This window comes from Paraburkholderia sp. BL23I1N1 (assembly GCF_003610295.1).
Classification (GTDB): Bacteria; Pseudomonadota; Gammaproteobacteria; order Burkholderiales; family Burkholderiaceae; genus Paraburkholderia.
Genome location: NZ_RAPV01000001.1, coordinates 487267 through 511479, shown reverse-complemented (window position 1 = coordinate 511479; position 24213 = coordinate 487267). Strand labels below are relative to the sequence as shown.

25 protein-coding genes are annotated in these 24213 nt (G+C 62.2%); 12 read left to right on the top strand and 13 right to left on the bottom strand.

All coding sequences use genetic code 11. The annotated features are described in order from the left end of the window. The first annotated feature begins 101 nt into the window (after positions 1-101). Entirely contained in the window at positions 102-767 is a 666-nt protein-coding gene (adk, locus tag B0G76_RS02510) for an adenylate kinase (protein ID WP_120289852.1), read from the top strand. Between the two features lie 281 nt (positions 768-1048). After that, complete coding sequence (locus tag B0G76_RS02505) at positions 1049-1807, top strand: 3-hydroxyacyl-CoA dehydrogenase (RefSeq protein ID WP_120289850.1); 759 nt, start codon at positions 1049-1051, stop codon at positions 1805-1807. 114 nt (positions 1808-1921) lie between these two features. Here B0G76_RS02505 and B0G76_RS02500 read toward each other — a convergent pair whose 3' ends face one another. Continuing rightward, positions 1922-2764, bottom strand: coding sequence for a SirB1 family protein (locus B0G76_RS02500; RefSeq protein ID WP_120296148.1), 843 nt, complete (start codon positions 2762-2764; stop codon positions 1922-1924). Positions 2765-2769: 5 nt separating this feature from the next. Next, the gene (gene murJ, locus B0G76_RS02495) at positions 2770-4320 is read right to left on the bottom strand and encodes a murein biosynthesis integral membrane protein MurJ (protein ID WP_120289848.1); all 1551 of its coding nucleotides are present in this window, start codon (positions 4318-4320) and stop codon (positions 2770-2772) included. A 556-nt stretch (positions 4321-4876) separates the two neighbouring features. Between murJ and rpsT the strand changes: the two genes are divergently transcribed. Then, on the top strand, positions 4877-5155 hold the full coding sequence (rpsT, locus tag B0G76_RS02490; RefSeq protein WP_054034306.1) for a 30S ribosomal protein S20: 279 nt from the start codon (positions 4877-4879) through the stop codon (positions 5153-5155). A 216-nt stretch (positions 5156-5371) separates the two neighbouring features. On the opposite strand, the gene B0G76_RS02485 is transcribed toward rpsT, so the two are convergent. Next, positions 5372-5719 (bottom strand): DUF3579 domain-containing protein, encoded by a 348-nt coding sequence (locus tag B0G76_RS02485; protein ID WP_120289846.1) that lies wholly within the window; start codon positions 5717-5719, stop codon positions 5372-5374. Between the two features lie 438 nt (positions 5720-6157). On the opposite strand from B0G76_RS02485, the gene argF reads away from it, so the two are divergent. Next, positions 6158-7087 carry an ornithine carbamoyltransferase gene (gene argF / locus B0G76_RS02480; RefSeq protein ID WP_120289844.1) on the top strand — a complete coding sequence of 310 codons (930 nt, stop codon included), beginning with the start codon at positions 6158-6160 and terminating at the stop codon, positions 7085-7087. A gap of 250 nt (positions 7088-7337) precedes the next feature. Further along, positions 7338-8564: an argininosuccinate synthase gene (locus tag B0G76_RS02475; protein ID WP_120289842.1), complete on the top strand. Its 1227-nt coding sequence runs from the start codon at positions 7338-7340 to the stop codon at positions 8562-8564. A 155-nt stretch (positions 8565-8719) separates the two neighbouring features. On the opposite strand, the gene murB is transcribed toward B0G76_RS02475, so the two are convergent. Next, complete coding sequence (gene murB, locus B0G76_RS02470; RefSeq protein ID WP_120289841.1) at positions 8720-9763, bottom strand: UDP-N-acetylmuramate dehydrogenase; 1044 nt, start codon at positions 9761-9763, stop codon at positions 8720-8722. Between the two features lie 188 nt (positions 9764-9951). Between murB and B0G76_RS02465 the strand changes: the two genes are divergently transcribed. Continuing rightward, positions 9952-10437 carry a YajQ family cyclic di-GMP-binding protein gene (locus tag B0G76_RS02465; protein ID WP_028197943.1) on the top strand — a complete coding sequence of 162 codons (486 nt, stop codon included), beginning with the start codon at positions 9952-9954 and terminating at the stop codon, positions 10435-10437. A 206-nt stretch (positions 10438-10643) separates the two neighbouring features. On the opposite strand, the gene plsY is transcribed toward B0G76_RS02465, so the two are convergent. Continuing rightward, positions 10644-11288 (bottom strand): glycerol-3-phosphate 1-O-acyltransferase PlsY, encoded by a 645-nt coding sequence (plsY, locus tag B0G76_RS02460; protein WP_120289839.1) that lies wholly within the window; start codon positions 11286-11288, stop codon positions 10644-10646. A gap of 113 nt (positions 11289-11401) precedes the next feature. Then, complete coding sequence (ybaK, locus tag B0G76_RS02455; RefSeq protein ID WP_120289837.1) at positions 11402-11893, bottom strand: Cys-tRNA(Pro) deacylase; 492 nt, start codon at positions 11891-11893, stop codon at positions 11402-11404. A gap of 140 nt (positions 11894-12033) precedes the next feature. On the opposite strand from ybaK, the gene B0G76_RS02450 reads away from it, so the two are divergent. Further along, a complete protein-coding gene (locus B0G76_RS02450) occupies positions 12034-13596 on the top strand; it encodes a class I adenylate-forming enzyme family protein (protein WP_120296147.1) in 1563 nt (520 codons plus the stop codon). A 99-nt stretch (positions 13597-13695) separates the two neighbouring features. Here the strand turns inward: B0G76_RS02450 and xerD are convergent, their stop codons facing one another. From xerD to queG, 3 genes are all read right to left on the bottom strand, one after another. Then, a complete protein-coding gene (gene xerD / locus B0G76_RS02445) occupies positions 13696-14631 on the bottom strand; it encodes a site-specific tyrosine recombinase XerD (protein WP_120289835.1) in 936 nt (311 codons plus the stop codon). Continuing rightward, on the bottom strand, positions 14628-15098 hold the full coding sequence (locus B0G76_RS02440) for a methylated-DNA--[protein]-cysteine S-methyltransferase (RefSeq protein ID WP_120296146.1): 471 nt from the start codon (positions 15096-15098) through the stop codon (positions 14628-14630). Before B0G76_RS02440 ends, xerD begins: the two co-directional genes overlap by 4 nt. Positions 15099-15238: 140 nt before the next feature. Beyond that, positions 15239-16480, bottom strand: a complete 1242-nt coding sequence (queG, locus tag B0G76_RS02435; protein WP_120289833.1) for a tRNA epoxyqueuosine(34) reductase QueG — start codon at positions 16478-16480, stop codon at positions 15239-15241. Positions 16481-16497: 17 nt separating this feature from the next. On the opposite strand from queG, the gene tsaE reads away from it, so the two are divergent. Together tsaE and B0G76_RS02425 are read left to right on the top strand one after the other, a co-directional pair. Beyond that, positions 16498-17070, top strand: coding sequence for a tRNA (adenosine(37)-N6)-threonylcarbamoyltransferase complex ATPase subunit type 1 TsaE (gene tsaE, locus B0G76_RS02430; protein ID WP_120289831.1), 573 nt, complete (start codon positions 16498-16500; stop codon positions 17068-17070). Then, positions 17052-18644 carry an N-acetylmuramoyl-L-alanine amidase gene (locus B0G76_RS02425; RefSeq protein ID WP_120289829.1) on the top strand — a complete coding sequence of 531 codons (1593 nt, stop codon included), beginning with the start codon at positions 17052-17054 and terminating at the stop codon, positions 18642-18644. Before tsaE ends, B0G76_RS02425 begins: the two co-directional genes overlap by 19 nt. A gap of 97 nt (positions 18645-18741) precedes the next feature. Here the strand turns inward: B0G76_RS02425 and B0G76_RS02420 are convergent, their stop codons facing one another. The 3 genes from B0G76_RS02420 to vapB all read right to left on the bottom strand — a co-directional run bounded on the left by B0G76_RS02420 (position 18742) and on the right by vapB (position 20332). After that, a complete protein-coding gene (locus B0G76_RS02420; RefSeq protein WP_120289827.1) occupies positions 18742-19623 on the bottom strand; it encodes an EamA family transporter in 882 nt (293 codons plus the stop codon). A 74-nt stretch (positions 19624-19697) separates the two neighbouring features. Then, on the bottom strand, positions 19698-20099 hold the full coding sequence (locus B0G76_RS02415; protein WP_120289825.1) for a type II toxin-antitoxin system VapC family toxin: 402 nt from the start codon (positions 20097-20099) through the stop codon (positions 19698-19700). After that, a complete protein-coding gene (gene vapB, locus B0G76_RS02410) occupies positions 20099-20332 on the bottom strand; it encodes a type II toxin-antitoxin system VapB family antitoxin (RefSeq protein WP_120296145.1) in 234 nt (77 codons plus the stop codon). The genes B0G76_RS02415 and vapB overlap by 1 nt, the downstream gene beginning before the upstream one ends. 185 nt (positions 20333-20517) lie before the next feature. Here vapB and B0G76_RS02405 point away from each other — a divergent pair, with 185 nt between their 5' ends. Together B0G76_RS02405 and trxA are read left to right on the top strand one after the other, a co-directional pair. Beyond that, on the top strand, positions 20518-21393 hold the full coding sequence (locus B0G76_RS02405; RefSeq protein ID WP_120289823.1) for a pirin family protein: 876 nt from the start codon (positions 20518-20520) through the stop codon (positions 21391-21393). A 97-nt stretch (positions 21394-21490) separates the two neighbouring features. Next, the gene (gene trxA, locus B0G76_RS02400; protein WP_120289821.1) at positions 21491-22339 is read left to right on the top strand and encodes a thioredoxin; all 849 of its coding nucleotides are present in this window, start codon (positions 21491-21493) and stop codon (positions 22337-22339) included. A 68-nt stretch (positions 22340-22407) separates the two neighbouring features. Here the strand turns inward: trxA and tcdA are convergent, their stop codons facing one another. Then, a complete protein-coding gene (gene tcdA, locus B0G76_RS02395) occupies positions 22408-23265 on the bottom strand; it encodes a tRNA cyclic N6-threonylcarbamoyladenosine(37) synthase TcdA (protein ID WP_120289819.1) in 858 nt (285 codons plus the stop codon). 230 nt (positions 23266-23495) lie between these two features. Here tcdA and pdxH point away from each other — a divergent pair, with 230 nt between their 5' ends. Further along, positions 23496-24137, top strand: coding sequence for a pyridoxamine 5'-phosphate oxidase (gene pdxH / locus B0G76_RS02390; protein ID WP_120289817.1), 642 nt, complete (start codon positions 23496-23498; stop codon positions 24135-24137). The last annotated feature ends 76 nt before the right edge of the window (positions 24138-24213 follow it).

Genomic DNA, 24213 nt, shown 5'->3' with positions numbered 1-24213 from the left:
TGCAGCGCGAGACGCGAAACGGCAGCCGACGCGGGTCCCTCGGCAAGTCGTGGGATGGCTGCAGCGCCACCAAAGAATTCACATAGATCTGGAGATATCACATGCGTTTGATCCTTTTGGGTGCGCCCGGCGCGGGCAAGGGCACTCAGGCAACTTTCATCAAGGAAAAGTTCGGCATTCCACAAATTTCCACCGGTGACATGCTGCGCGCCGCCGTTAAGGCAGGCACTCCGCTCGGCCTTGAAGCCAAGCGCTTCATGGATGCCGGTGAACTGGTCACAGACGAGCTGATCATCAACCTGGTGAAGGAACGCCTGCAAGAGTGTGATTGCGCGAACGGTTATCTGTTCGACGGTTTTCCGCGCACCATTCCGCAAGCTGAAGCCATGAAGCAGGCGGGCGTCGCGATCGACTACGTGCTGGAAATCGACGTGCCGTTCGACGAGATCATCGTGCGGATGAGCGGGCGCCGCTCGCACGCGGCGTCGGGCCGTACGTATCACGTCAAGTTCAACCCGCCGAAGGTTGAAGGTGTGGATGACGTAACGGGCGAACCGCTGATCCAGCGCGACGACGACAAGGAAGAAACGGTCAAGAAGCGCCTGGACGTGTACGTTGCGCAAACCAAGCCGCTGATCGAGTACTACAACAACTGGGCGCAGAACGGCGACCCGACGACCCCGCTGAAGGCACCGCAATATCGCCGCATTTCGGGCCTTGGCACGGTCGACGAAATTCGCAACCGCGCGTTCGATGCGTTGAAGTAATTTCGTGTCTGCAGTTGCTGTTTGAAAAACCCGCCCATGCCGGCGGGTTTTTTTATTGCGAGTCGCGCTGAGTGGCATGCGCTCCGTCGCCATCTCCGCTGCCCGTCACGCCCGGCATTAGTTAGCGATCCGTAGCTTTCCGGAGATGCCACGGGTCATCCGTAATGGCCCCATGCGGCCGACACCCCACTTCGCTTTCCGCATTGCAACATAGCCGTTACAATCGATCATCGAGAAAATATTCGATCAAGACATTACTGAACTGAAGCAAAGGAGAAGACATGGAGATTCGTGACAACGTATTCCTGATCACCGGCGGTGCATCGGGCTTGGGCGCGGCCACAGCACGCCTTTTCGTCGAGAACGGCGGCAAGGTGGTGCTGGCCGATCTGAATCAGGATGCCGGTGAGGCGCTCGCCAAGGAACTCGGCGGTGTGTTCGTCAAGTGCGATGTGAGCCGCGAAGACGACGCCACGCAAGCCGTCGAAGCTGCCACGAAGCTCGGCACGCTGCGCGGCCTCGTGAATTGCGCGGGCGTAGCACCCGCCATCAAGACGGTCGGCAAAGACGGTCCGCATCCGCTCGAGTCGTTTACCCGCACCATCTCGATCAATCTGATCGGCACCTTCAACATGATCCGGCTCGCCGCCGCGGCCATGTCGAAGAACGAACCGAATGCGAATGGCGAGCGTGGCGTGATCATCAACACGGCATCGGTGGCGGCGTTTGACGGCCAGATCGGCCAGGCTGCTTATGCTGCGTCCAAGAGCGGCGTGGTCGGCATGACGCTGCCGATCGCACGCGACCTGTCGCGCAACGCGATCCGTGTCATGACGATCGCACCGGGCATCTTCGAAACGCCGATGTTGCTGGGCATGCCGCAGGAAGTACAGGACGCGCTCGGCGCGATGGTGCCGTTCCCGCCGCGTCTCGGCAAACCGGCAGAGTACGCAATTCTGGCCAAGCAGATCTTCGACAACCCGATGCTCAACGGCGAAGTGATTCGTCTGGACGGCGCGATCCGGATGCAGCCGAAGTAACGGGGTATCCGGCGTGCCGCCTACCTTACTTTAGGCGGCTGCGCCAATGAAAAACGCCTGCATGTGACTCAACGTATGTCACATGCAGGCGTTCTGTTTTGACCAGTTGAAAATTCAGTCGTGGTCGTCGTATTGGGTGCGCTGACGCAGTTCATGCAACTGCGACTCCACCACCGTTGCGTCTTCCGCATCCGGCCGGTCACCGAGATATCGTTCGAGATCCTCGAGTGCCGGACGCAGATAGTCGAGCCGCGCATAGGCGAAACCGCGATCGCGCACTTCCTCGATACTTTCCGGCAACAGGATCACAAGACGCTGCTGCACCGCCAACAAACGCTGCCAGCGTTCCGTCTGAAGATAAGTCGACTTCAGATTTCGCAGCATGCGAGCGATGATCTCGCGGCGCGTGGCCGGTTGCAACAACATGCGCAGCGCCCGGCTCACCGACTCGCCCGCCGACGCCACATACGGCTCCAGCATATCCACCATCTGCGATTCGGACAGTGAATGCCCACTGGTCGGGTCGAGCATCACGTCGCCATCCGGCGTGGTCACGCGCAACAGGAATTGACCCGGAAACGACACGCCGCGCGCCGGAATGCCGATCTGCTCGGCCATCTCCAGATACAGCACCGCCAGCGAAATCGGAATGCCGCGGCGCCGCTTGAGCACCGCGTTCAGATGACTGTTGTCGGGGTCGTAATAATCGTTGAGGTTGCTGGCGAAACCCAGCTCGCGGAAGAAGAACCGGTTCAGAATGCCGACTTTCTGCCTGATATCGGCGTCGTCCGGCATGCGGCGCTGCAAACGCACGACCAGCTCGTCGATCTCGGCCAACGTGCCTTGCAAATCGAGATCGGGGTAAGCGTCCTGCGCAAGCGAGAGCGCCGCCTCGGTCAGCGGCAGGCTGTCATCTTCGGCAACCAGCGTGCTGAAATAGTCGAGAACTCGCGTCATCGTGATCACTTCACTCGCCTTTTGAAATACGCGTACTTGAAGCCCATCAGCCAAAGCATACCGAAATATAGCGCGGCGAACAGCACGAGGCACGCCCCCAGCAACACGATGCGATCGACCGGCCGGTTATGCATGCCGATCCAGTCGAAGCTGATCGCGAGCCAATGCATCGTGCCGGCCAGCACCAGACAGGCGCCGAGCATCTGCACAAAAAACTTCAGCCAGCCGCTCGACGGCGTATAGATGCCGCGCTTGCGCAAGCCGAGAAACAGGAATAGCGCATTGACGCAAGCGCCGAGTCCGACGCTCAGCGTGAGACCCGCATGCGCGAAAATCGGCACGAACACGTAGTTGCTCAACTGCGTGACAATCAGCACGCCGATGCCGATCTTCACCGGCGTCTTGATGTCCTGCTTCGCGTAAAAACCGGGCGCGAGGATCTTGATGAGAATCAGGCCGATCAGGCCAATGCCGTAGGCAGACAGCGCGCGGCCCACCATCACCACGGAGTTGCCGTCGAACTTGCCGTAGTGAAACAGTGTTGCGGTGAGCGGTTGAGCGAAGAAGAACAGCGCGACGGCGCTCGGCGCGGCCAACAGGAAGGTAACGCGCAGCCCCCAGTCGAGCAGCGACGAATACTCGTGCGGATCGGCGTCCACGTGCGCCTTCGAGAGGCTTGGCAGCAGGATCGTGCCAAGCGCGACGCCGAGCAGCGCGGTCGGAAACTCCATCAGCCGGTCGGCGTAATTGATCCACGAGACGGCGCCCGGACCGATGCGCGACGCGATATTGGTGTTGATGATCAGACTGATCTGCGCGACCGACACGGCGAACATCGCCGGCACCATTTTCGACAGCACCCGCTTGACGCCGCGGTGCGCGAGCGCCTTCAGCGGATTCAGACCGATGCGCGGCAGCATGTCGATCTTCTTCAGACCCGGCAGTTGTACGGCGAATTGCAGCACGCCGCCGGCGATCACTGCCCACGCGAGCGCATACACAGGCGTTTGCAGGCGCGGCGCGACGAACACGGCCGCGACGATGAAAGCGACGTTCAGCAGAACCGGGGCGAATGCAGGCAGCGAAAAGTTCTTGTACGTATTCAGCACGCCGGACGCCAGCGACGTCAGCGAGATGAAAATGATGTACGGGAACATGATGCGCGTCATCGTGACCGCGAGCGCATAGGCCTGACCTTCATGCGCGAGCCCTGACGCGACGATGAACACCACGCCCGACGCCCCCACCACGCCGATCACGGACAGAATGGCGAGTGCCCAGGCAAGCACGGTCGAAGTGGCGTCGACGAGCGCTTTGGTGGCGTCGTGTCCCTGCTGGTTCTTGAACTCGGCGAGAATCGGCACGAAGGCCTGGGAGAACGCACCCTCGGCGGAAATGCGCCGCAGCAGGTTCGGAATGCGGAAGGCGACGTAAAACGCGTCAGTATATTGACTGGCACCGAACGCGCGGGCGATCAGCGTTTCGCGGGCCAGTCCGGTCACGCGCGACAGCAGCGTGAAGCCGCTGACCGTCAGCAGGGCTCGGAATAGATTCATGGGGCGCTTATTATACGGGTGCCGCAGGTGGCGACGACGAGCCAGAACGCGAATCGGACCGATTTGCGCCGTGGAGGTTCGTTCGGATGAGCGGATTGGGCCGTTTTTTGTTGCTTGCCAGACGCTTTGCCTACCGGGGCCACCGCCCGCTTGCCGGTTGAGCGCTCGCCGGCACACCCCTTCCCCGCCAGGGCGGTCACAGAATCCCGGATCTTGCGCGGCAGCCCCGCTGCATCAGGATTGGCGATTCCCCGTTGCCACGTGCCTGATTTTGTTGCTATAATCGCCGGTTTCGAAGCTCGCTCAATTTTCGGACGGGGTTCAGGCACGCCACAATACACGAGTGCGAACATCGCTCAAACCGTATTGAGGAAGCGCCAACCAGCCTCGGAACACACCGGAACACGGGCCCGCCTTCGCGTAGTCCGATCGATTTTTCGAATTATTTCGACACTTTTGCGCTCTTGGGCAATCGCTTCCAAGAGTTCGATCTAAAAGCAGCGCCTCACCACTTGAAGGTCAGGTACTGGAAACAGGAACAGGATAAGGAACCGTCATGGCTAATTCCGCACAAGCACGCAAGCGCGCCCGCCAGGCCGCGAAGGCAAACTCGCACAACTCGGCACTGCGCTCGAAGTTCCGCACGGCTATCAAGGCTGTCCGCAAGGCAATCGAAGCAGGCGACAAGGCTAAGGCCGTCGAGATCTTCCAGGCATCGTCGAAGACCATCGATATCATCGCCGACAAGAAAATCGTTCACAAGAACAAGGCAGCTCGTAACAAGAGCCGTCTGGCTGCAGCCCTCAAGGGCCTGCAAGCACCCGCAGCGCAGTAAATTCGGTCAGCCCGCTTCGGTGGACTACCTCCTGTTTCCGCTGCAACGGAAAAGCTCGCTTCGGCGGGCTTTTTTGCTTGGCACCAGCTGAGCCGCACGGTACCGCGCGACTCGTCGCGCACGTCTTCGACAGGCTACTCACAGAGGCCTCGGCCTCAGCCATAAAAAAACCCGCTGCTTGCGGGTTTTGTCTTTTGCCGATCCGGCTGGCTTGCGCTATATCGCATGCCTTTTGGCTTGCGGCGTGGCATGTTCAAGCTGCAACTCGCACGCCTCCGTCACGAGAAGGTCATTGTCTTTCGCGAAGTTCAGGACGAAATCGAAGGCCATCGGCTCGATGTCGCGCAAACGCGAATCGAGAATCACGCATTTGAGGTCGCCGATCATGGTGGGTCGGACGTACAACGAGTATTGCAGGTAAGCATTCGGCCCCTTGCCGCCCGGGCTCGGACCGAAGCATGCCATGACGCCTGCGAGCCGCTCCGACCAATCGCTCGGCCGAAATTTTTTCCCGGTCGACGTGATGCCCTGAATGAAATATTCGGTTGGAGCTGCTTCGGCCATGTAGGAATACCTGTGTGACTGCCCAGCGGGATGACGGCAAAGTTGACTGCAAAACGACTTTGGGATGCCTGAACACGTCGGCCACGCCTGAAAGGCGAGCAGCGCCGTCAGAAACCGCGAAGGGACGCACAAGTCGCATTGTCGCTCATCGCGACGGCGCGCACTGCGAGGAACTTTCCGGGGCGCGCAAGCCGTATGCGGCAGGCTAAATACCGGCCTGCTGGGCTTAGGGATAACCGGTAGATTATAGCGCAGCGGACCTCTTTCCGCAGCGCACATGAGCCTTGTCTGAGGGTTGCGAAAGGCTTTCAGACAGCTTGCCCAGCCTTTTGGCCGACTCGTCAAACGAGGCGAAATCCTTTATGCTGCATTGAGTTACCACAAACGACGGGGGCGCCGCCCGGCAATCCTGCCGGGTGAGACCGCCGTATTTGTTTCATGACCGCCAAGAAAATTCGCCACTACCTGCAGTTCAAGGATTTCTCGCTGGAAGACTACGAGTACGTGCTGGAACGCGCGCGCATTCTGAAACGCAAATTCAAGAACTACGAGACCTACCACCCGCTGCACGATCGCACGCTGGCGATGATCTTCGAGAAAAATTCGACGCGCACGCGCCTGTCGTTCGAAGCCGGCATCTTCCAGTTGGGCGGCCACGCCGTCTTCATGAGCACGCGCGACACGCAACTGGGCCGCGGTGAGCCGATCGAAGACGCAGCGCAAGTGATCTCGCGCATGGTCGACATCATCATGATCCGCACGTTCGGCCAGGACATCCTTCAGCGCTTCGCGGAGAATTCGCGCGTGCCGGTGATCAATGGGCTGACCAACGAATATCACCCGTGCCAGGTGCTGGCGGACATCTTCACGTACTTCGAGCATCGCGGTCCGATTCGCGACAAGACGGTCGCGTGGGTCGGCGACGCGAACAACATGCTGTACACATGGATCGAAGCCGCCCAGATTCTCGGCTTCAAGCTGCGCCTGTCCACGCCGCCGGGCTACAAGCTCGACCCCGCCATGGTCGCGCCTGAAAGCGCGCCGTTCTATCAGGAATTCGACGACCCGAACGAGGCCTGCGCGGGCGCCGACCTGGTCACCACAGACGTGTGGACCAGCATGGGCTTCGAGGCCGAAAACGAGGCCCGCAAGAAAGCCTTCGCCGACTGGTGCGTAGACGCCGACATGATGGCGCGCGCCAATTCCGATGCATTGTTCATGCACTGCCTGCCCGCCCACCGCGGCGAGGAAGTCAGCGCTGAAGTGATCGACGGCCCGCAAAGCGTCGTGTGGGACGAGGCGGAAAATCGTCTGCACGTGCAAAAGGCGTTGATGGAATACCTGCTGCTCGGCAAGCTCAATCACTGAGCGGGCCGCTGTTCAGCACCTTAAGCAACATCTGCGTGCAGCGCGACGGGGCCTTGAATACGAGGCAAGGCATCCACGTTTAGCGCCACGCATCGAGCCGGCGTCCACGGTTGCACGCGGACCCGGCTCACCCACCGCACAGCTCCAAAAACGCGGGCAGGCGGCGGTTTAGTGTCAAAATAGTGGTTTTCCGCGCTCCGGAACCGCCGGCGCGCCTTGTTTTCCCGCTTTCTCCAGCTACGAGTTCACCATGAGCGATATCAAGAAAGTCGTGCTCGCCTATTCGGGCGGCCTCGACACCTCCGTCATCCTGAAGTGGTTGCAGGACAACTACGACGCCGAAGTCGTCACGTTTACGGCCGACATCGGCCAGGGCGAAGAGCTGGAACCGGCGCGCAAAAAGGCCCTGCAACTCGGCATCAAGCAGGACAACATCTTCATTGAGGACCTGCGCGAAGAATTCGTGCGCGACTATGTGTTCCCGATGTTCCGCGCCAACACGGTCTATGAAGGCGAGTACCTGCTGGGTACGTCGATCGCGCGTCCGCTGATCGCCAAGCGTCAGATCGAAATCGCCCGCGCCACCGGTGCGCAAGCGGTTTCGCACGGCGCAACCGGCAAGGGCAACGACCAGGTTCGCTTCGAACTCGGTTACTACGCGCTGGAGCCGGGTATCAAGGTGATCGCACCGTGGCGCGAATGGGATCTGCTGTCGCGCGAAAAGCTGCTCGCGTACGCCGAAAAGGCCGGCATTCCGATCGAAATGAAGCACAAGCAAGGCGGCGCGCCGTATTCGATGGACGCGAACCTGCTGCACATCTCGTTCGAAGGCCGTCACCTGGAAGACCCGAAGGCCGAGGCCGAAGCCGATATGTGGCGTTGGACGGTGTCGCCGGAACAGGCACCGGATCAGGCCGAGTACATCGACATCGAATACGAGCACGGCGATCCGGTCGCGATCAACGGCACGCGTTTGTCGGCGGCTGAAATGCTGACCGAGTTGAACCGTTTGGGCGGCAAGCACGGTATCGGCCGTCTGGATCTGGTTGAAAACCGTTACGTCGGCATGAAGTCGCGCGGCTGTTATGAAACGCCGGGCGGCACGATCATGCTGAAGGCGCACCGCGGCATCGAGTCGATCACGCTCGACCGCGAAGTCGCGCACCTGAAAGACGACCTGATGGCACGTTACGCATCGCTGATTTATAACGGCTACTGGTGGAGCCCGGAGCGCCGTGCAATCCAGGTGCTGATCGACCATACGCAAGAGAAGGTCAACGGCTGGGTGCGTGTGAAGCTGTACAAGGGCAGCGTGTCGGTAGTCGCGCGCGATTCGAAGGAAACGCTGTTCGACAAGACCATCGCCACGTTCGACGACGACGGCGGCGCATACAACCAGGCCGACGCTGGCGGGTTCATCAAGCTGAACGCGCTGCGTATGCGGATTGCTGAGAACGCACGTCGTCAGCGCGGCTGAGGACGTGCGTTTCGGTGAAGGCTAACTTCGCGCAAGCGAAGTTAAGCGCCGCAAGGCGCGGCCGGAACCAAAACGCCAAGTCAGCGTAGCTACAAAAAAGGCACCGGGAGTTTCCTCCCGGCGCCTTTTTTCTTTCCCGCAAGCCACTTACCCAATCACAAACAAACCGGCTCCGCTTCCAGCTCCACCCCAAACCGCGCCAGCACATCCCGCTGAACCGCCTTTGCGAGCGCCAATACATCGGCACCGCTCGCTCCGCCGAGATTCACCAGCACCAGCGCCTGCCGTTCATGCACGGCCGCGGCGCCCATCGCGCGCCCCTTCCAGCCGCATCGGTCGATCAACCAGCCCGCCGCGAGCTTCACCCGACCGTCCGGCTGAAGGTAAGACACCACCTCGGGCTCCTTCACCATCAACGCCTCGAACTGCGCCGCCTCCACGACCGGATTCTTGAAGAAACTCCCAGCGTTACCCAGTTGAAGCGGGTCGGGCAGCTTCGCACGCCGCACCGCGACTACCGCGTCGAAAATCGCCCGCGCGCTCGGCACTGCATCGGTCGCACGGCCGCCCGCGGCCAGCTCACGCGCGAGATCGGCATACCCGACGCGCGGCTGCCACGCCTTCGGCAAACGGAAAGTGACCGACGTAATCACGAACCGGTCGCGCCCTTCCCGCTTGAAGACACTGTCGCGGTAGCCGAATCGGCAAGCGGCCGCATCGAGCTCGATCACGGCGCCCGTTTCCAGCTCAACCGCCCGCAGCGACGCAAACCGCTCGCACATCTCCAGCCCATACGCGCCGATGTTCTGAATCGGCGCCGCTCCCACCGTCCCCGGAATCAGCGCGAGGTTCTCCAACCCAGGCAGCCCTTGCGACAAAGTCCACTCGACAAAGTCATGCCATGGCTCGCCGGCAGCCGCCTCGACATACCATGCGTCGTCGTCCTCGCCCACAACACGGCGGCCTTGCAGCGCCACCAGCAACACCAGTCCGGCGAAGTCGTCCGTCAGCACGACATTGCTGCCGCCGCCCAGCACCAGCCGCGGCAAACCGGCGGCACGCGGATCGCGCACGGCAGCCATCAGTTGCGCTTCGCGCTCGATCCGACACGCAAACTGCGCGCGAACGTCGAAGCCGAAGGTGTTATGCGCCTTCAGCGGATAGCCGGCAATGAACGCGGCGGAGTCGGATTGGGACATCAATCAGATTGAGAAGAATAGAACGACGAACGAAACGACATCTGGCCCCGGCCGCGCGACAATGCGCGGCGGCCTTAGGCAAAAGGGAGCGGCGTCGGTAAAATGACGTCAGGTTCGTGATTATAGCGAGTGCCCCGTGAGCAGCCGACCGGCCGCGCCACGCACCGCAGCACTATTGGGAGAAAACAATGCCATCGTTTGACGTCGTCTGCGAAGCGGACATGATCGAAGTCAAGAACGCGATCGAGCAGTCCAACAAGGAAATTTCAACGCGCTTCGACTTCAAAGGGTCGGACGCGCGCGTCGAACACAAGGAAAGTGAAATCACGGCCTACGCCGACGACGATTTCAAGCTCGGCCAGGTCAAAGACGTTTTGCTGTCGAAAATGGCCAAGCGCAATGTGGACGTGCGCTTTCTCGACTACGGCAAGATCGAGAAGATCGGCGGCGACAAGGTCAAGCAGGTCATCAAGATCAAGAAAGGCGTGTCCGGCGATCTGTCGAAGAAAATCGTGCGCCTCGTGAAGGACAGCAAGATCAAGGTCCAGGCAAGCATTCAGGGCGACGCGGTGCGCATCACCGGCGGCAAGCGCGACGATCTGCAAAGTGTGATCGCGATGCTGCGCAAAGATGTGACCGATACGCCGCTCGACTTCAACAACTTCCGCGACTGAAGGCACGCCACGCTCGTTACCGGGCGCGTGCTGACGCTCGGCAACGGGCCGCGTTAAAGCTCACCGCAGAATGTTTAGCTGCATTGAGCCTCAGCACCCGGCACAGGTTAAACGCTCAGCACACAGCCGGTGCGCCTTCAATACGCACTCCGTCAACGCGCTAAGGCACGCCGGCTAACACCTGGCCGGACGCGCCCCGCCTTCGCTCAAGGCTCGTTACCGCCCGCCGCGCTGGCCGCAGCGTCGGTTTTCTTCTTATCGCCGATGCGGCTTTCCTGGCCGCGCATCAGCTTGGCGATGTTGCCGCGGTGGCGCCATACCAGCAGCGAACTCATCACGACAATCGCCAGCGCGATGATATGCGGCCCGAACAGAAAGCCGTCGAAGATCGGCGCGAACACCGCCGCCGCCAATGCAGCCAACGACGAATAGCGCGTGAAGAACGCCACGATCAGCCACGTCAGCAAGGTGGCGATGCCGAGGATCGGGTTGATCGCGAGCAGCACACCCGCCGCGGTTGCCACGCCCTTGCCGCCCTTGAAGCGGAAGAAGACCGGATACAGGTGGCCGAGAAACACGGCGACGGACGCAATCGCCACCGACGTATCGTCGAGGCCGAATCGAGCACCGAAGTGCACCACGAACCACACCGGCAGCCATCCCTTGAAGGCATCGCCGATCAGGGTGAGAATCGCGGCCTTCTTGCTGCCGCTGCGCAGCACGTTGGTGGCGCCCGGGTTGCCCGAGCCATACGAGCGCGGGTCGTCCAGCCCCATCGCGGCGCTCACGATCACGGCAAACGACACCGAGCCGATCAGGTAGGCAACGACAGCAACGATCAGGTTTTGCATCTGGGACTCTTATAAGGATCGGCGGTCTGAAACTCGATACCCCAACCGCAACAGGGAACAAGGCGGCGCACATTCTACCGAACCCACCTGCCCGGAAAACATTCAGGCAAACGTCAATCGACGCTCGCGCACTGAACCGGCTTCGCCGCCAGCAAGCCGGTCAGTATCCCAGGTTCGATGCTGACCAGAAAACCGCGCCGGCCGCCATTCAGCCAGATCGTGTCCATTTCGAGGATGCTCGATTCGACGTACACCGGCATCGGTTTGCGCGTACCGAACGGCGACGTGCCACCGATCAGATAGCCCGAATGCCGGTTCGCCACCTCGGGCTTGCACGGCTCGACGCGTTTCGCGCCGATCTGCCGCGCCAGATTCTTGGTGCTGACGGTGCGGTCGCCGTGCATCAGCACGATCAGCGGCTTGGCGTGCTCGTCTTCCATCACGAGCGTCTTGACGACATGATGTTCGTCCACGCCGAGTTGCCGCGCCGATTCCTCCGTGCCGCCATGCTCGACGTAATCGTAAGGATGTTCGCCGAAAGTGACGCCATGACGGCGCAGAAACTGCGTCGCGGGCGTTTCGGAAACGTGTCTGGATTTGCTCATCGGCGCATTGTAATAGCGAGTTTGCACAACGGCTATTTGCCGAACGGCCAATTGTGCGTGTCCGCCGCTTGTGGCACGATCGTTCGCAAATCTTCCGGCGCACCGTATGCCGGGCACCGAATCGTTTTGAGGAGACAGCGTTGAGCCTCGATTCTTCCACCCGTTCCACGATCGACATTCCCGCGCTGCTGGCCGCCCTGCCCGCGCGTATTGCCGACATTCCGGCGCTCGCCGCCGCGCGCGATCCGCAGCACGTCGCCTTGATCGAGGACGCGCGCCGCCTCACCAATGCCCAACTTCAGGAAGCCGTCGATGCCGCCGCCGCCCTGCTGCGCGAATGGGGCGTGCGTGGCGGCGATCGCGTGATGATCGTGGCCGAAAACAGCATCGTGCAGATCGTGCTGCTGTTCGCAGCCGCGAAACTCGACGCGTGGGCACTGGTGTCGAACGCTCGCCTGTCGGCAGCCGAACTCGACGCAATCCGCGCGCATGCGCGGCCTCGCGTGGTCGCGTATGCGGTCGAAAGCTCCGCGGATGCCCGGCAGCATGCCGAGCGGCATCAGGCCGTCACAGCGCCTGCCATCGCGCCGGATATCGGTGCCTGGTCGTACGCGATCGACGGCAACGCACAAGCCGAACCGGTCGAGGCCGCCAATCACCGCCAATGCGCCGCGCTGATCTACACCACCGGAACCACCGGCGCGCCGAAAGGCGTGATGCTGTCCCATCGCAACCTGCTCTTCATCGCGGCCGTGTCGAGCCGCTTGCGCAAAGTCGGTCCGGACGACGTCGTGTACGCCGTTCTGCCGATCTCGCACGTGTACGGCTTTGCCTCGGTTTGTCTCGGCAGCCTGCACGCCGGCGCGACCCTGCGGCTCGTACCGCGTTTCGCGCCGGAAGCGGTGCGTCGCGCGCTCGCCGAAGTGCGCGTGTCCATCTTCCAGGGCGTGCCGGCGATGCACGCCAAACTGCTCGAACATCTGCAAACGCACGGCCACGCATGGTCGGCGCCGCATCTGCGCTTCGCTTATTCGGGCGGCTCGCCGCTCGACGCCGCACTGAAGGCGCACGTCGAAAGCGTCTACGGCCTCCCGCTGCACAATGGCTACGGTATGACCGAGAGCAGCCCGACCGTCGCGCACACCATGCTCGATGCTCCACGCAGCGACTGCTCGGTCGGCGAGGTCATTCCCGGCGTTGAAGTGCGGTTCGTCGGCCTCGATGGCGTGGAGGCCGCGCCGGGTGAAATCGGCGAACTATGGGTGCGTGGCCCGAACGTGATGCTTGGCTACTATCGCAGCCCGGAGCAGACCCGCACGGTCGTCACCGAAGACGGCTGGCTCAAGACCGGCGACCTCGCACGGCAGGACGCGGACAGTGCGTTGCATATCGTCGGGCGCAGCAAGGAGCTGATCATCCGTTCGGGCTTCAATGTGTATCCGGCGGAAGTCGAGCATGTGTTGAACGCGCATCCGCAGGTGGTGCAGTCCGCGGTAATCGGGCGCGCCGTGGAAGGTAACGAGGAAGTGGTCGCGTTCGTCGAATTGATCGCGGGCGCGACGGTGTCGCCGGCTGAACTGATCGCGTGGTGCGGCGAGCGTCTCGCGCCCTACAAGCGCCCGGCCGAAGTGAAGGTGCTCGCGGCGCTGCCGGCGGCGTCGACGGGCAAGATTCTCAAGCACCGGTTGCGCGAGTTCGTTTAACGCTGTGGCTGTGGCTGTGGCGATAGCGGCAATGACAGCGACTACGGTAGCGGCCGCCACAACAGCAAACGCACCGCCCCGCGCAGCCGCTAACGAGCCTCACCCCCGCGGATGATGCTGCGCATGCAGCGACTTCAACCGTTCGCGGGCCACGTGCGTATAGATCTGCGTGGTCGAGATATCCGTATGACCGAGCAGCAATTGCACGACGCGCAAGTCGGCGCCATGGTTCAGCAGGTGCGTCGCGAACGCGTGCCGCAGCGTATGCGGCGAGAGCGGCGCGTGCACATCGGCCGCTGCCGCGTGACGCTTGATGATGTTCCAGAACTGCTGGCGAGTCATGCCCTCCGCGCGGCTCGTGACGAACAACGCATCCGTCGCGCGCGCTCCCAGCAAAGCAGGACGCGCTTCGCGCAGATAGCGTTCGATCCACCCGTGCGCCTCTTCGCCGAACGGAATCAGGCGCTCTTTCGAGCCCTTGCCCATGACGCGCACCACACCTTCGTTCAGGCCCACTTCCACCGTCTTCAGCGTGACGAGTTCGGTGACACGTAAGCCGCTCGCGTACATCAGCTCCAGCATGGTGCGGTCGCGCAGGCCGAGGGGCGTGTCGATATCCGGCGCACCGAGCAGCGCTTCGACTTGCGCTTCGGTGAGCGTGGACGGAAAACGCGGCGGTTGCTTGGCCGACCGGATGCGCACAGTCGGATCGGCTTTTGCGCGATGCTCGCGCACCGCCCAGCCGTAGTAGCGGCGAAACACCGAGAGCCGCCGGTTCGCCGAGGTGGACTTGTCTTTCTGACGCGCCGCGCTATAAGCGTTGAGATCGGCCTCGCTGGCGGTATCGAGCGACGTCTTGCGGGTTTGCGCGAGCCACTCGCAAAACAGCCGCAGATCGCGCCGATAGGCATCGAGCGTGTTGCGCGACAAGCCGTGCTCGAGCCACAACGCGTCGCAGAACGCATCGATCGAGGCCGAGCTCGCCACAAACAAAGGTGACGCGGCCGGCGCGTCTTCAGTTACGGTGTCGCTCATGCGTAGGGAATGCCTTCATGCGCCAGAAGCCAGCGCTTGACGTTGCGAAAGAAGCCGTCTTCGGCATGATGCGCGAATCCGCCGATGCCGCTCGAGCTGACCACCCGATGACACGGAATCACGATCGGAAAGTAATTCGACCCGCACGCCTGGCCGACCGCGCGTGGGACGCTGCCAAGCTGCCTTGCCAGTTGTCCATAGGTCAGTACGACACCCGGCGGGATGTCGCAGATCGCTTGCCACACGCGCCGCTGATACGTGGTGCCGACCGCTGCCAGCGGCAAGTCGAATTTCGCGGACGCAAGCTCGAAATAACGTTCGATCTGCTCGACGGCCTGCTTTGCCAGCGGCGTGTCCGGCGCGACGCTCTGGATTGAGTCCGGCAGATAGACGATCTCGCGCACAGCCTCGCCTTCGAGGCGGATACCGACCTTGCCGAACGGTGCATGGATCACTGCGTTGAACATGGTTGCCTGCTCCGTGATTGGCGGGGCATCTTTCAGATTGCACGGCGGCGCATCTGGATAAGCGCGGGCCGCTTGCAAACGCGCTACTCGCATTTCCCGTTGGTAACTCCCGGCGCAGCCCCCGCCCGATTGCCGCTACTTTACGCCGCTTCCAACGCCCATTCCACATGCTCGCGCACCACGGCGGAAGGGTCTTCGACGCGCAACTTCAGCGCGTCGACAATCGCCGCGCGCGCATCCCCACTCAAACTGTCCGACGAGGCCCGCAGCGCGTTACCCATCCCCACCGCGAGATTGCGCAGCCAGCTCTCATAGCCGATGCGGCGAATCGCACTCCCCTGCATGCGCGTATCGAACTCCTCCGCGCTCCATGCAAACAGCTCGACCAGCGTCGCGCGATCGAGTCCATGGCGCACATCGAAATCGGCGACCGGCGCGGCCTGCGCAAACTTGTTCCACGGACAGACGAGCTGGCAATCGTCGCAGCCGTACACACGATTACCGATTAGCGGCCGCATTTCCAGGGGAATATTGCCCTTCAATTCGATCGTCAGATACGAAATGCAGAGACGTGCATCGACCTTGTACGGCGCCACGATCGCCCCCGTCGGGCATGCGCCGATGCAGCGCGTGCAACTGCCGCAATGCGCACCTGGCGTTTCGGGCGCCTCGTCAGGAGACGTTTCGGCATCGGTGGGCAATGGCACGTCGACGTAGATTTCGCCGAGGAAAAACAGCGAACCGGCGTCGCGCTGCAGCAGCAGCGTGTGCTTGCCGCGCCAGCCGATGCCGGCCTTCTGGGCAAGTTCCACTTCGAGCACCGGCGCCGAATCGGTAAATACGCGGTAGCCGAATGCGCCGATCGCCGCCTCGATTTTCTCGGCCAGATGTTGCAGACGGTTACGCATTACCTTGTGATAATCGCGGCCTCGCGCATAGATCGACACCACCGCCGCCGACGGGTCCGCGAGCCGCGCATGCTCGGCTGCACGCCAGTCTTGCGATGCGAGCGGCGAGTCCTGCAAAGCGCTTTCGTGCGCCTTTCCACTCAATGTCTGTACTGGCAAATAGTCGATGCGCGCAGTAATCACACGTCGCGTGCCGGCCACAAGCTCGGCGGGCCGCGCGCGTTTCATGCCGTGTTTCGCCATATAATCCATCTCGCCGTGGCAACCTGCGTCCAGCCATGCTGCAAGCGGCGCTTCGGCAGCGGAGAGATCGGTGTCGCTGATACCGATTGCCCCGAAACCCAGTTCACGGCCCCACGTTTTGATGTTGAGCGCGAGCGCATTCAGCCCCGCTTCATCGAAATGACGCTCGGCACGCGCATCGTCGTTAGACGCAGGCGTGCAGGAAACAGGGGACTCCGGACTTCGGTTCATCACGCCATTTTACGAGAATGCCCGTCAATTCCGATCTCGCGATCCAACCGCCCGCCGATGTCCTGCTCGAACGCACTTTCGCGCTCGCGGACGAGGCCGCCACGCATGCATTCGGCGAGCGCTTTGCACGGGCAATCGAAAGCGTGCGCGGAGCACATCAACCCGCGCCGGGCACCGAAGGCAATCAGGCATTCCACGGCCTGCAAGTACAACTCGTCGGCGACCTTGGCGCCGGCAAAACCACGCTCGTGCGCGCAACCTTGCGCGGCCTCGGCCACACCGGCCGCGTGCGCAGTCCCACTTACACACTCGTCGAACCCTACGTGCTCGAACGGCCCGCTGGGGAACTCGGGCTCTATCACTTCGATCTGTACAGATTCACCGACCCGGCCGAATGGGCCGACGCGGGCTTTCGCGAGTACTTCGACAGCGGCGCTATTTGCCTCGTTGAATGGCCGCAGCGCGCCGGGCGTCTTCTCGGCGTGCCGGATCTCGTTTTCGCGCTCGACCTGGACCACGAGGGCGAAGGCCGGGTACTCGTTGCACGGGCATACAGCGAATCAGGAAAGGCATGTCTCGAAAGATGTTGATCAAACCGTTCCGCTCGATCGAATCGGCGGCTACCGCAACGCATAACTGGCGGCGCCGGCAGATTCTGCGCGCGGGTGCGTCCACGCTGGTGCTCGGCCTTGTCGCGCCGCGTCTCGCATGGGCGAGTTCGGTGCTGGGCGTGCGGGTCTGGCCGGCGCGCGATTACACGCGCGTGACGATCGAGTCGGATCTGCCTTTGCAGAACACGCAGCAGTTGCTGCAGGGTCCGGACCGGCTGGTGGTCGATCTGAGCGGCCTCGATCTGGATCAGGCATTGAAGGATCTGGTATCGAAAATTACGCCGAACGATCCGCAGATTCAGTCGGTGCGGGTCGGCCAATATCAGCCGCATGTCGTGCGCATGGTGTTCGATCTGAAGGGCTCGGTGAAGCCGCAGGTGTTCACACTGTCGCCGGTCGGCGCGTACAAATACCGGCTGGTGTTCGACCTGTACCCTGCTGTCGCGCCCGATCCGCTAATGGATCTGCTCGCGCAGACCGAGCGCAAGCAGCAGACGCTGGATGAAAACAACGCGCCGCCCGCCACGCTAAGCGGCCCGGGCATCACGCCGCCCGCCGCCGACAACAGCGAAGCCTTCTTCGAACGTTACGCACAGAACGGCAGCGGCGGGACAGCGTCGGGCGTGCCACGTCCGCCGGCGCATATCGTGCCGCCGGCTCCGCCCATCCTCGGTAAGCCTGCCACGCCGGCGGCGCCGCTTACGCCGCTTACGCCAGTCCCGCCGCCCACCGCGATCGCCCGCAACAAGGGCGGCAGCACAGCGGGCAACCTCGGTGGCGATGACAGTGACGGTGACGGTAACTACGCCTTCACCAACCCGAAAACCGGCAAGAGCAACACGGTGCGCCTGCTCACCGTCGCGATCGATCCGGGCCACGGCGGTGAAGACCCGGGCGCGATCGGCGCTTCGGGCACGTACGAGAAGCACATCGCACTCGACGTCGCGAAGAAGCTGCGCGCGAAAATTGACGCACAACCGAACATGCGCGCCATGATGACGCGCGACGCCGATTTCTTCGTGCCGCTTAACGTGCGCGTGCAGAAGGCGCGACGCGTCGGCGCGGACCTGTTCGTGTCGATCCACGCGGACGCGTTCACCACGCCCGACGCGAAGGGCTCCTCGGTGTTCGCCTTGTCGGAGCACGGTGCGTCGAGCGCCGCGGCGCGCTGGATGGCGAACAAGGAGAACTCGTCGGATCAGATCGGCGGGATCAACATCAAGTCCGCCGACGCGACCGTCAACCGCGCGCTGTTCGATATGTCGACCACCGCGCAGATTCGCGATTCGATGCGCTACGGCAACTTCGTGCTGAAAGAGATCGGCGGCATCAACAAGCTGCACAAAGGGTCGGTCGAACAGGCCGGGTTTGCCGTGCTGAAGGCACCGGACATTCCGTCGATTCTTGTGGAAACCGCCTTCATCAGCAACCCGGACGAGGAGCGCCGCCTGAACGACGACGCGTATCGGGAGAAGATGGCCGACGCGATCATGACCGGCATCAAGCGCTATTTCGCGGCGAATCCGCCGTTGGCGAAGAACCGCATGACTTGACGCCGCCGGGCATCACGCCGCGTGACGTCAATTCATGCAGGCAACAAAAAACGGCCGCTCGATGCGGCCGTTTTTCTGCCTCACGCCAAAGAGTCATTCAGCGCGCCGGCGAAATCCGCTGCACGACCCACCCCCCGAACACATTCACCACCAACCCCGCCATCACCAGCAAAGCGCCCACGATCTGCGCTTCGGACAACTGCTCGTCGAGAAACACGGACGCCGACGCCAGCCCGACAATCGGCACCAGCAGCGAAAACGGCGCCACCTGGCTGGCCGGATAGCGCGACAGGAGCCGGCTCCACAGGCCGTAGCCGATCAGCGTCGCGATAAACGCGAGGTACACGATAGCGAAGATCGACACCGCGCTGATCGCGGACAGCGCCGCGACGATCCGCTGCGGTCCTTCGAACGCGTACGACAGCGCGAAAAACGGTAACGGCGGGATCAGGCTGCCCCACACCACCAGCCCGACCAGATCGACCTTGCCGACCTTCTTCGTGACGATGTTGCCGAGCGCCCACGAACACGCGGCGCACAGCGTGAGCAGGAAACCGGCGAGCGTCATGGCGTGGCCGCCTTGCATGCCGATGATCGCGAGACCGCCCGCCGCGATCAGCAAACCGACGATGTTCGGCACGCGAAAGCGCTCATGCAGAAACAGGGCCGCGAAAATCAGCGTGAAGAATGCCTGCGCCTGCAAGACGAGCGAAGCGAGCCCCGCCGGCATACCGACATACATCGCCGAGAACAGGAAAGCGAACTGCCCGAACGAAATCGTCGCGCCGTAGGCAAGCAGCCAGCGCCACGGCAGTTGCGGCCGCTTCACGAAGAACACCGCCGGCACCGCGGCGAGCGCGAAACGCAGCGCGCCGAGCAGCATTGGCGGCACGCCATGCAGGCCCACCTTGATCACGACGAAATTGACGCCCCACGCAACCACGACGACCAGCGCGAGCAGTAAGTCCCTGGGCGACATCCCAGTCTCCATGTCATTGTTGGATTTGCCAGTTTAGCGGACGGCGCATCACTCGGCAGTGCGTTAAAACGTAGTTAGCCGTTCAGCCAGTTTTCTACGCGCAGCCCCGGGTACGCGGTGAAGTCGCGTTCGTTGTTGGTCACCAGCACCACGTCGAGCGCCACCGCATGGGCCGCGATCAGCTTGTCGGGCTGATCCTTCTTACGCTCGCGCGTCGCCTCGCGAATCGGACCGTACGCACTTGCCGCAGCGCTGTCGAACGGCATCACCAGAATGTCTTCGGCCAGTGCCGCCAGGTTGCGGCGCTCGCGCGCACGGTTCGCCGATACCGCCACGCCGTATTCGAGTTCCGCAAAAGTGATGGCCGACATCACCACGTCGCCAACGAGACATTCCGCAAAGCGCTTCGCGACCTGTTCCGGTTGGTTCTTCATCAGGTAGATGCAGATATTGGTGTCGAGCATGTAGCGCGGCATTACAAATCCTCGCGCTCTGCCTGCTCGTGGTCACCACGCCCTTCCGCCATGAAGTCGGGCCCAAATTTCGCGAATTTCTTGAGCACGCCGGTCAGCGGACGCCGGATTGGGCGGATCCGTAATTCTTCGCCGACTCGTTCGATTTCAACCTCGACATCGGCACGCTCGAATGCCAATTCGGCGGGAATACGCACGGCTTGCGAATTGCCGTTGCGAAAGACTTTGGTAAGCATGCTGAACTCCTGCTGCGAATACACGTTGTGTGTACGCTGTATGTACTAACGAACACTATAGCCCTCGATGCCGGCGATGTAAATACATGTGTGTACATGGAGTGCTGAATGCGGGCAACGCCTCAACCGCAGTAGAATCGGCTATTAAGCAAAAACCCGACTCCCCCTTCCAGCCGAGCCTGCCCATGTCTTCCTCGATTAAAGCAACTCTCAAACCGCATCTGCGCGACGTCGGCAGCCTCACCGTGCGGCGTGTGCTGCCGGCCATGGCCGCGCGGCTGATCGGGCCGTTCATCTTCTTCGACCACATGGGCCCCGCCACGCTCGAACCGGGCGTCGGGCTCGACGTGCGTCCGCATCCGCATATCGGCCTCGCCACCGTCACGTATCTGTTCGAAGGCTCGATCATGCATCGCGACAGCCTCGGCTCCGAGCAGAAGATCGTCCCAGGCGACGTCAACTGGATGACGGCGGGCCGCGGTATCGTCCATTCCGAGCGCACGCCGGCCGAAGACCGCGCGAGCGGCCTGACCATGCACGGCATCCAGACCTGGGTCGCACTGCCGCTCGAAGACGAAGACATCGAACCGTCGTTCGCGCATCACGCCGCCGACACGCTGCCGGTGGTCGAGCGCAACGGCGTCACGCTGCGCGTGATCGCGGGCACGGCTTTCGGCGAAACCTCGCCGGTCGCGACCTTTTCCGGCACGCTGTATGTGACCGCGGAGTTCGCCCAAGGCGGCGCCTTCGCGCTGGAACCGGAGCACGAGGAACGCGGCGTCTATCTGGTGGACGGCGACCTGGAGATCGACGGCACACCGCTCGAAGTCGGTCAGATGGCCGTGCTCGCGCTCGACGAAACCGTCACGCTTGCCAGCACCCACGGCGCGCGCGTGATGCTGCTCGGTGGCGAGAAGCTGGATGGCGAGCGCTTTATCGAATGGAATTTCGTCGCCAGTTCGCGCGAGAAAATCGAAGCCGCGAAGCTGGCGTGGACCAATCAGGAGATGGGCAAGGTGCCGGGCGAAACCGAATGGATTCCGCTGCCGACCAGAAAATAAGCGCGCATCCGCGCCAATAAATGTAGGCACGCGGCGTATTGAATTCGCCAGGCCCGGCCTCACCTAGCCAATCAACCGTTTTATCGACGAGGACGCAATGGACACCACTCTGGCCACTTTCGAACAGGACGTCATCACGGCGTCGACGCTGGCCCCCGTGCTGGTCGATTTCTGGGCGCCGTGGTGCGGTCCCTGCAAGACGCTCGGCCCGATGCTGGAGAAGCTCGAGGCCGAAGCCGCCGGCAAATGGAAGCTGGTGAAGGTGAACGTGGACGAGAACCAGGAACTGGCCGGGCACTTCCAGGTGCGCAGCATTCCGCACGTCATGGCGTTTGCCGACGGCCAGCCGGTCGATCAATTCGTCGGCGTGCTGCCGGAAGGCCAGTTGCGCGAATTTATCGAGCGCCTCGTGCCGCAAGGCGCGGACGCGGCACGTCTTGAAGCGCAAGCTGCGTTGGCCGAAGGCCGCCGTGACGATGCCTACAATGCGCTGCAAGCCGCACTCGCCTACGACCCAGGCTTCGACGAAGCGCGCATGGACCGCATCGAGATGCTGCTCGAAGATCACCGCATCGACGAAGCGCGCAATGAAGTCGATCTGTTGTCGCCGAAAACCACGCAAGGCATCGACGCCCGCTTCAACGCAATCAAGACCCGTCTCGACGCGGTGGACGCGGCGGCCGATCTGCCGCCTACGGACGCACTCGAAGCCAAAGTCGGCGCGAATCCGGACGATCTCGAAGCGCGCTTTAATCTGGCAAGCGCACTCATTGCCCGCCGTAAATACGAAGGCGCGCTCGAACACCTGCTAGCGATCGTGCAACGCGACCGCACGTTCCGCGACGACATCGGCCGTAAGACGATGCTGTCGGTGTTCGATCTTGCCGCGCATCAGCCGGAACTGGTATCGCAATGGCGTCGCAAGCTGAGCGCGTTGTTGTTCTAATTTGAGCCGTGTTCAGGTGCGGCGAGGAAGCCGCACCTGAATGCCTTGCGGCGTAGATTGCTTCAGCTTCAACCCGCCGCCTGCTTCGCCAAGGCCCGCAACACATGCGCGGCCGCGGCAAAGCCGAAGCTCGCGGTCACGCACACGCTCGACCCAAACCCCGCACAATTCAAACCAACCGGTCCCGTATGACCCGGCGACGTCGTAACGTGCTCCGCTTCCTCGTCGATATCGCACACGGCGGCTTCCGGATAGATCAGCGGTTCGTCGGAATACACCGCGCTCACCTTGAACTTCGCCTTCGGACCACGCGGAAAACCATGCTGTTTGCGCAACTGCCCGCGCACTTTCGACAGCAACGGATCCTGGATGGTCAACGCGAGATCGTCGATCCGAATGCGTGTCGGGTCCAGTTGACCACCCGCGCCACCCACCGTAATCAGCGGCTGCTTCTTCTCGACGCACCAGGCGATCAACGCGGTCTTGGTGCGCACGCTGTCGATCGCATCGATCACGTAGTCGAAACCGCCGCCGAGCGTCGCCGCGAAATTGTCCGGTTCGACGAAGTCTTCCACCAGCCGCACGTCGCAGAACGGATTGATTGCCGCGATGCGTTCGGCCATCGCCTCGACTTTCGGTTTTCCGTAGTTGCCGTCCAGCGCGTGGATCTGGCGGTTAGTGTTGCTCTCGGCGACATTGTCCAGGTCGATCAAGGTCAGCGTGCCGACGGCGCTGCGCGCGAGCGCCTCCGCCACCCATGAGCCGACTCCGCCGATGCCGATCACGGCGACGTGGGCCCCTTCGAACGCCGCGAGCGCCGGCGCGCCATACAGGCGGGCAATGCCGCCGAAGCGCCGCGCGCGGTCGGCAGTTTCACTCCCGTCGAGGCTGGTAGTAAGATCGGAAGGCGCGGTGGTGCTGGACATGGTGGAAGGCTCGTTCAAAGCAGGCAAAACACAAAGTGATAACGCTCAGGCGTTCGCAGCCCGTATTTTGCCTGATCGCGACGATCCCCATGGCCGCCCCTACTTAGACACAAACGCCCGCAAACCTGGCAGCGCGGATGACCACACAGCGCAGCGGGCCTTGATCTGGCTCCGCGCAAAGAATTCGGTCCCTGGCTATACTGGTTGTACTGTAGCGTTCGCATAAGAATATGACCTCACTCGCCGAACTTCGAAAAAACTATTCGCTGGGTTCTTTGGACGTTGCCGATATCAACCGCAACCCGTTTCGTCAATTCGACACGTGGTTTCAGCAAGCGGTAGACGCCGAACTGCCCGAACCGAATACGATGACGCTGGCCACGGTCGATTCACGCGGCCGGCCGTCGGCACGCATCGTGCTGATCAAGGGCGTTGACGAGCGCGGCTTTGTGTTCTTCACCAACTACGAAAGCCGCAAGGGGCGCGAACTGGGTGCCAATCCCTACGCGAGCCTGCTGTTTTACTGGATCGAACTCGAACGCCAGGTGCGTATCGAGGGCCGCGTCGTTAAAACCAGCGCAGAAGAAAGCGATACGTATTTTGCGTCGCGCCCGCTCGGTTCGCGCATCGGCGCGTGGGTATCGAATCAAAGTCGGGTAATTGAAAGCCGTTCGCAGCTCGAAACACGCGAACGCGAAATCAGCCTCCAATATGGCGACCAACCGCCCCGCCCACCGCACTGGGGCGGCTATCGTTTGGTACCCGAAGCAATCGAATTCTGGCAGGGCCGGCCGTCGCGTTTGCACGACCGTTTGCTCTACACGCGTTCAAGCGAAAACAGCGACTGGCAAATCTCCCGCCTATCGCCTTGAACCGGAATACAACACCGTACGCGCGTGGCCAACGCAGCTGCGCGCGCCGGTCGGACTGCGTCTCGTGGCATGGGAG

Excerpts from the sequence above, each read along its gene's own strand:
- B0G76_RS02505 (WP_120289850.1), top strand. The coding sequence starts at position 1,049 with ATGGAGATTCGTGACAACGTATTCCTGATCACCGGCGGTGCATCGGGC.
- B0G76_RS02500 (WP_120296148.1), bottom strand. The coding sequence starts at position 2,764 with ATGACGCGAGTTCTCGACTATTTCAGCACGCTGGTTGCCGAAGATGAC.
- tcdA (WP_120289819.1), bottom strand. The coding sequence starts at position 23,265 with ATGTCCAGCACCACCGCGCCTTCCGATCTTACTACCAGCCTCGACGGG.
- pdxH (WP_120289817.1), top strand. The coding sequence starts at position 23,496 with ATGACCTCACTCGCCGAACTTCGAAAAAACTATTCGCTGGGTTCTTTG.
- B0G76_RS02485 (WP_120289846.1), bottom strand. The coding sequence starts at position 5,719 with ATGGCCGAAGCAGCTCCAACCGAATATTTCATTCAGGGCATCACGTCG.
- plsY (WP_120289839.1), bottom strand. The coding sequence starts at position 11,288 with ATGCAAAACCTGATCGTTGCTGTCGTTGCCTACCTGATCGGCTCGGTG.
- B0G76_RS02405 (WP_120289823.1), top strand. The coding sequence starts at position 20,518 with ATGTCTTCCTCGATTAAAGCAACTCTCAAACCGCATCTGCGCGACGTC.
- B0G76_RS02465 (WP_028197943.1), top strand. The coding sequence starts at position 9,952 with ATGCCATCGTTTGACGTCGTCTGCGAAGCGGACATGATCGAAGTCAAG.
- B0G76_RS02475 (WP_120289842.1), top strand. The coding sequence starts at position 7,338 with ATGAGCGATATCAAGAAAGTCGTGCTCGCCTATTCGGGCGGCCTCGAC.
- murB (WP_120289841.1), bottom strand. The coding sequence starts at position 9,763 with ATGTCCCAATCCGACTCCGCCGCGTTCATTGCCGGCTATCCGCTGAAG.
- murJ (WP_120289848.1), bottom strand. The coding sequence starts at position 4,320 with ATGAATCTATTCCGAGCCCTGCTGACGGTCAGCGGCTTCACGCTGCTG.
- argF (WP_120289844.1), top strand. The coding sequence starts at position 6,158 with ATGACCGCCAAGAAAATTCGCCACTACCTGCAGTTCAAGGATTTCTCG.
- adk (WP_120289852.1), top strand. The coding sequence starts at position 102 with ATGCGTTTGATCCTTTTGGGTGCGCCCGGCGCGGGCAAGGGCACTCAG.
- B0G76_RS02420 (WP_120289827.1), bottom strand. The coding sequence starts at position 19,623 with ATGTCGCCCAGGGACTTACTGCTCGCGCTGGTCGTCGTGGTTGCGTGG.
- trxA (WP_120289821.1), top strand. The coding sequence starts at position 21,491 with ATGGACACCACTCTGGCCACTTTCGAACAGGACGTCATCACGGCGTCG.
- B0G76_RS02440 (WP_120296146.1), bottom strand. The coding sequence starts at position 15,098 with ATGTTCAACGCAGTGATCCATGCACCGTTCGGCAAGGTCGGTATCCGC.
- queG (WP_120289833.1), bottom strand. The coding sequence starts at position 16,480 with ATGAACCGAAGTCCGGAGTCCCCTGTTTCCTGCACGCCTGCGTCTAAC.
- tsaE (WP_120289831.1), top strand. The coding sequence starts at position 16,498 with ATGCCCGTCAATTCCGATCTCGCGATCCAACCGCCCGCCGATGTCCTG.
- ybaK (WP_120289837.1), bottom strand. The coding sequence starts at position 11,893 with ATGAGCAAATCCAGACACGTTTCCGAAACGCCCGCGACGCAGTTTCTG.
- vapB (WP_120296145.1), bottom strand. The coding sequence starts at position 20,332 with ATGCTTACCAAAGTCTTTCGCAACGGCAATTCGCAAGCCGTGCGTATT.
- B0G76_RS02415 (WP_120289825.1), bottom strand. The coding sequence starts at position 20,099 with ATGCCGCGCTACATGCTCGACACCAATATCTGCATCTACCTGATGAAG.
- xerD (WP_120289835.1), bottom strand. The coding sequence starts at position 14,631 with ATGAGCGACACCGTAACTGAAGACGCGCCGGCCGCGTCACCTTTGTTT.
- B0G76_RS02425 (WP_120289829.1), top strand. The coding sequence starts at position 17,052 with ATGTCTCGAAAGATGTTGATCAAACCGTTCCGCTCGATCGAATCGGCG.
- rpsT (WP_054034306.1), top strand. The coding sequence starts at position 4,877 with ATGGCTAATTCCGCACAAGCACGCAAGCGCGCCCGCCAGGCCGCGAAG.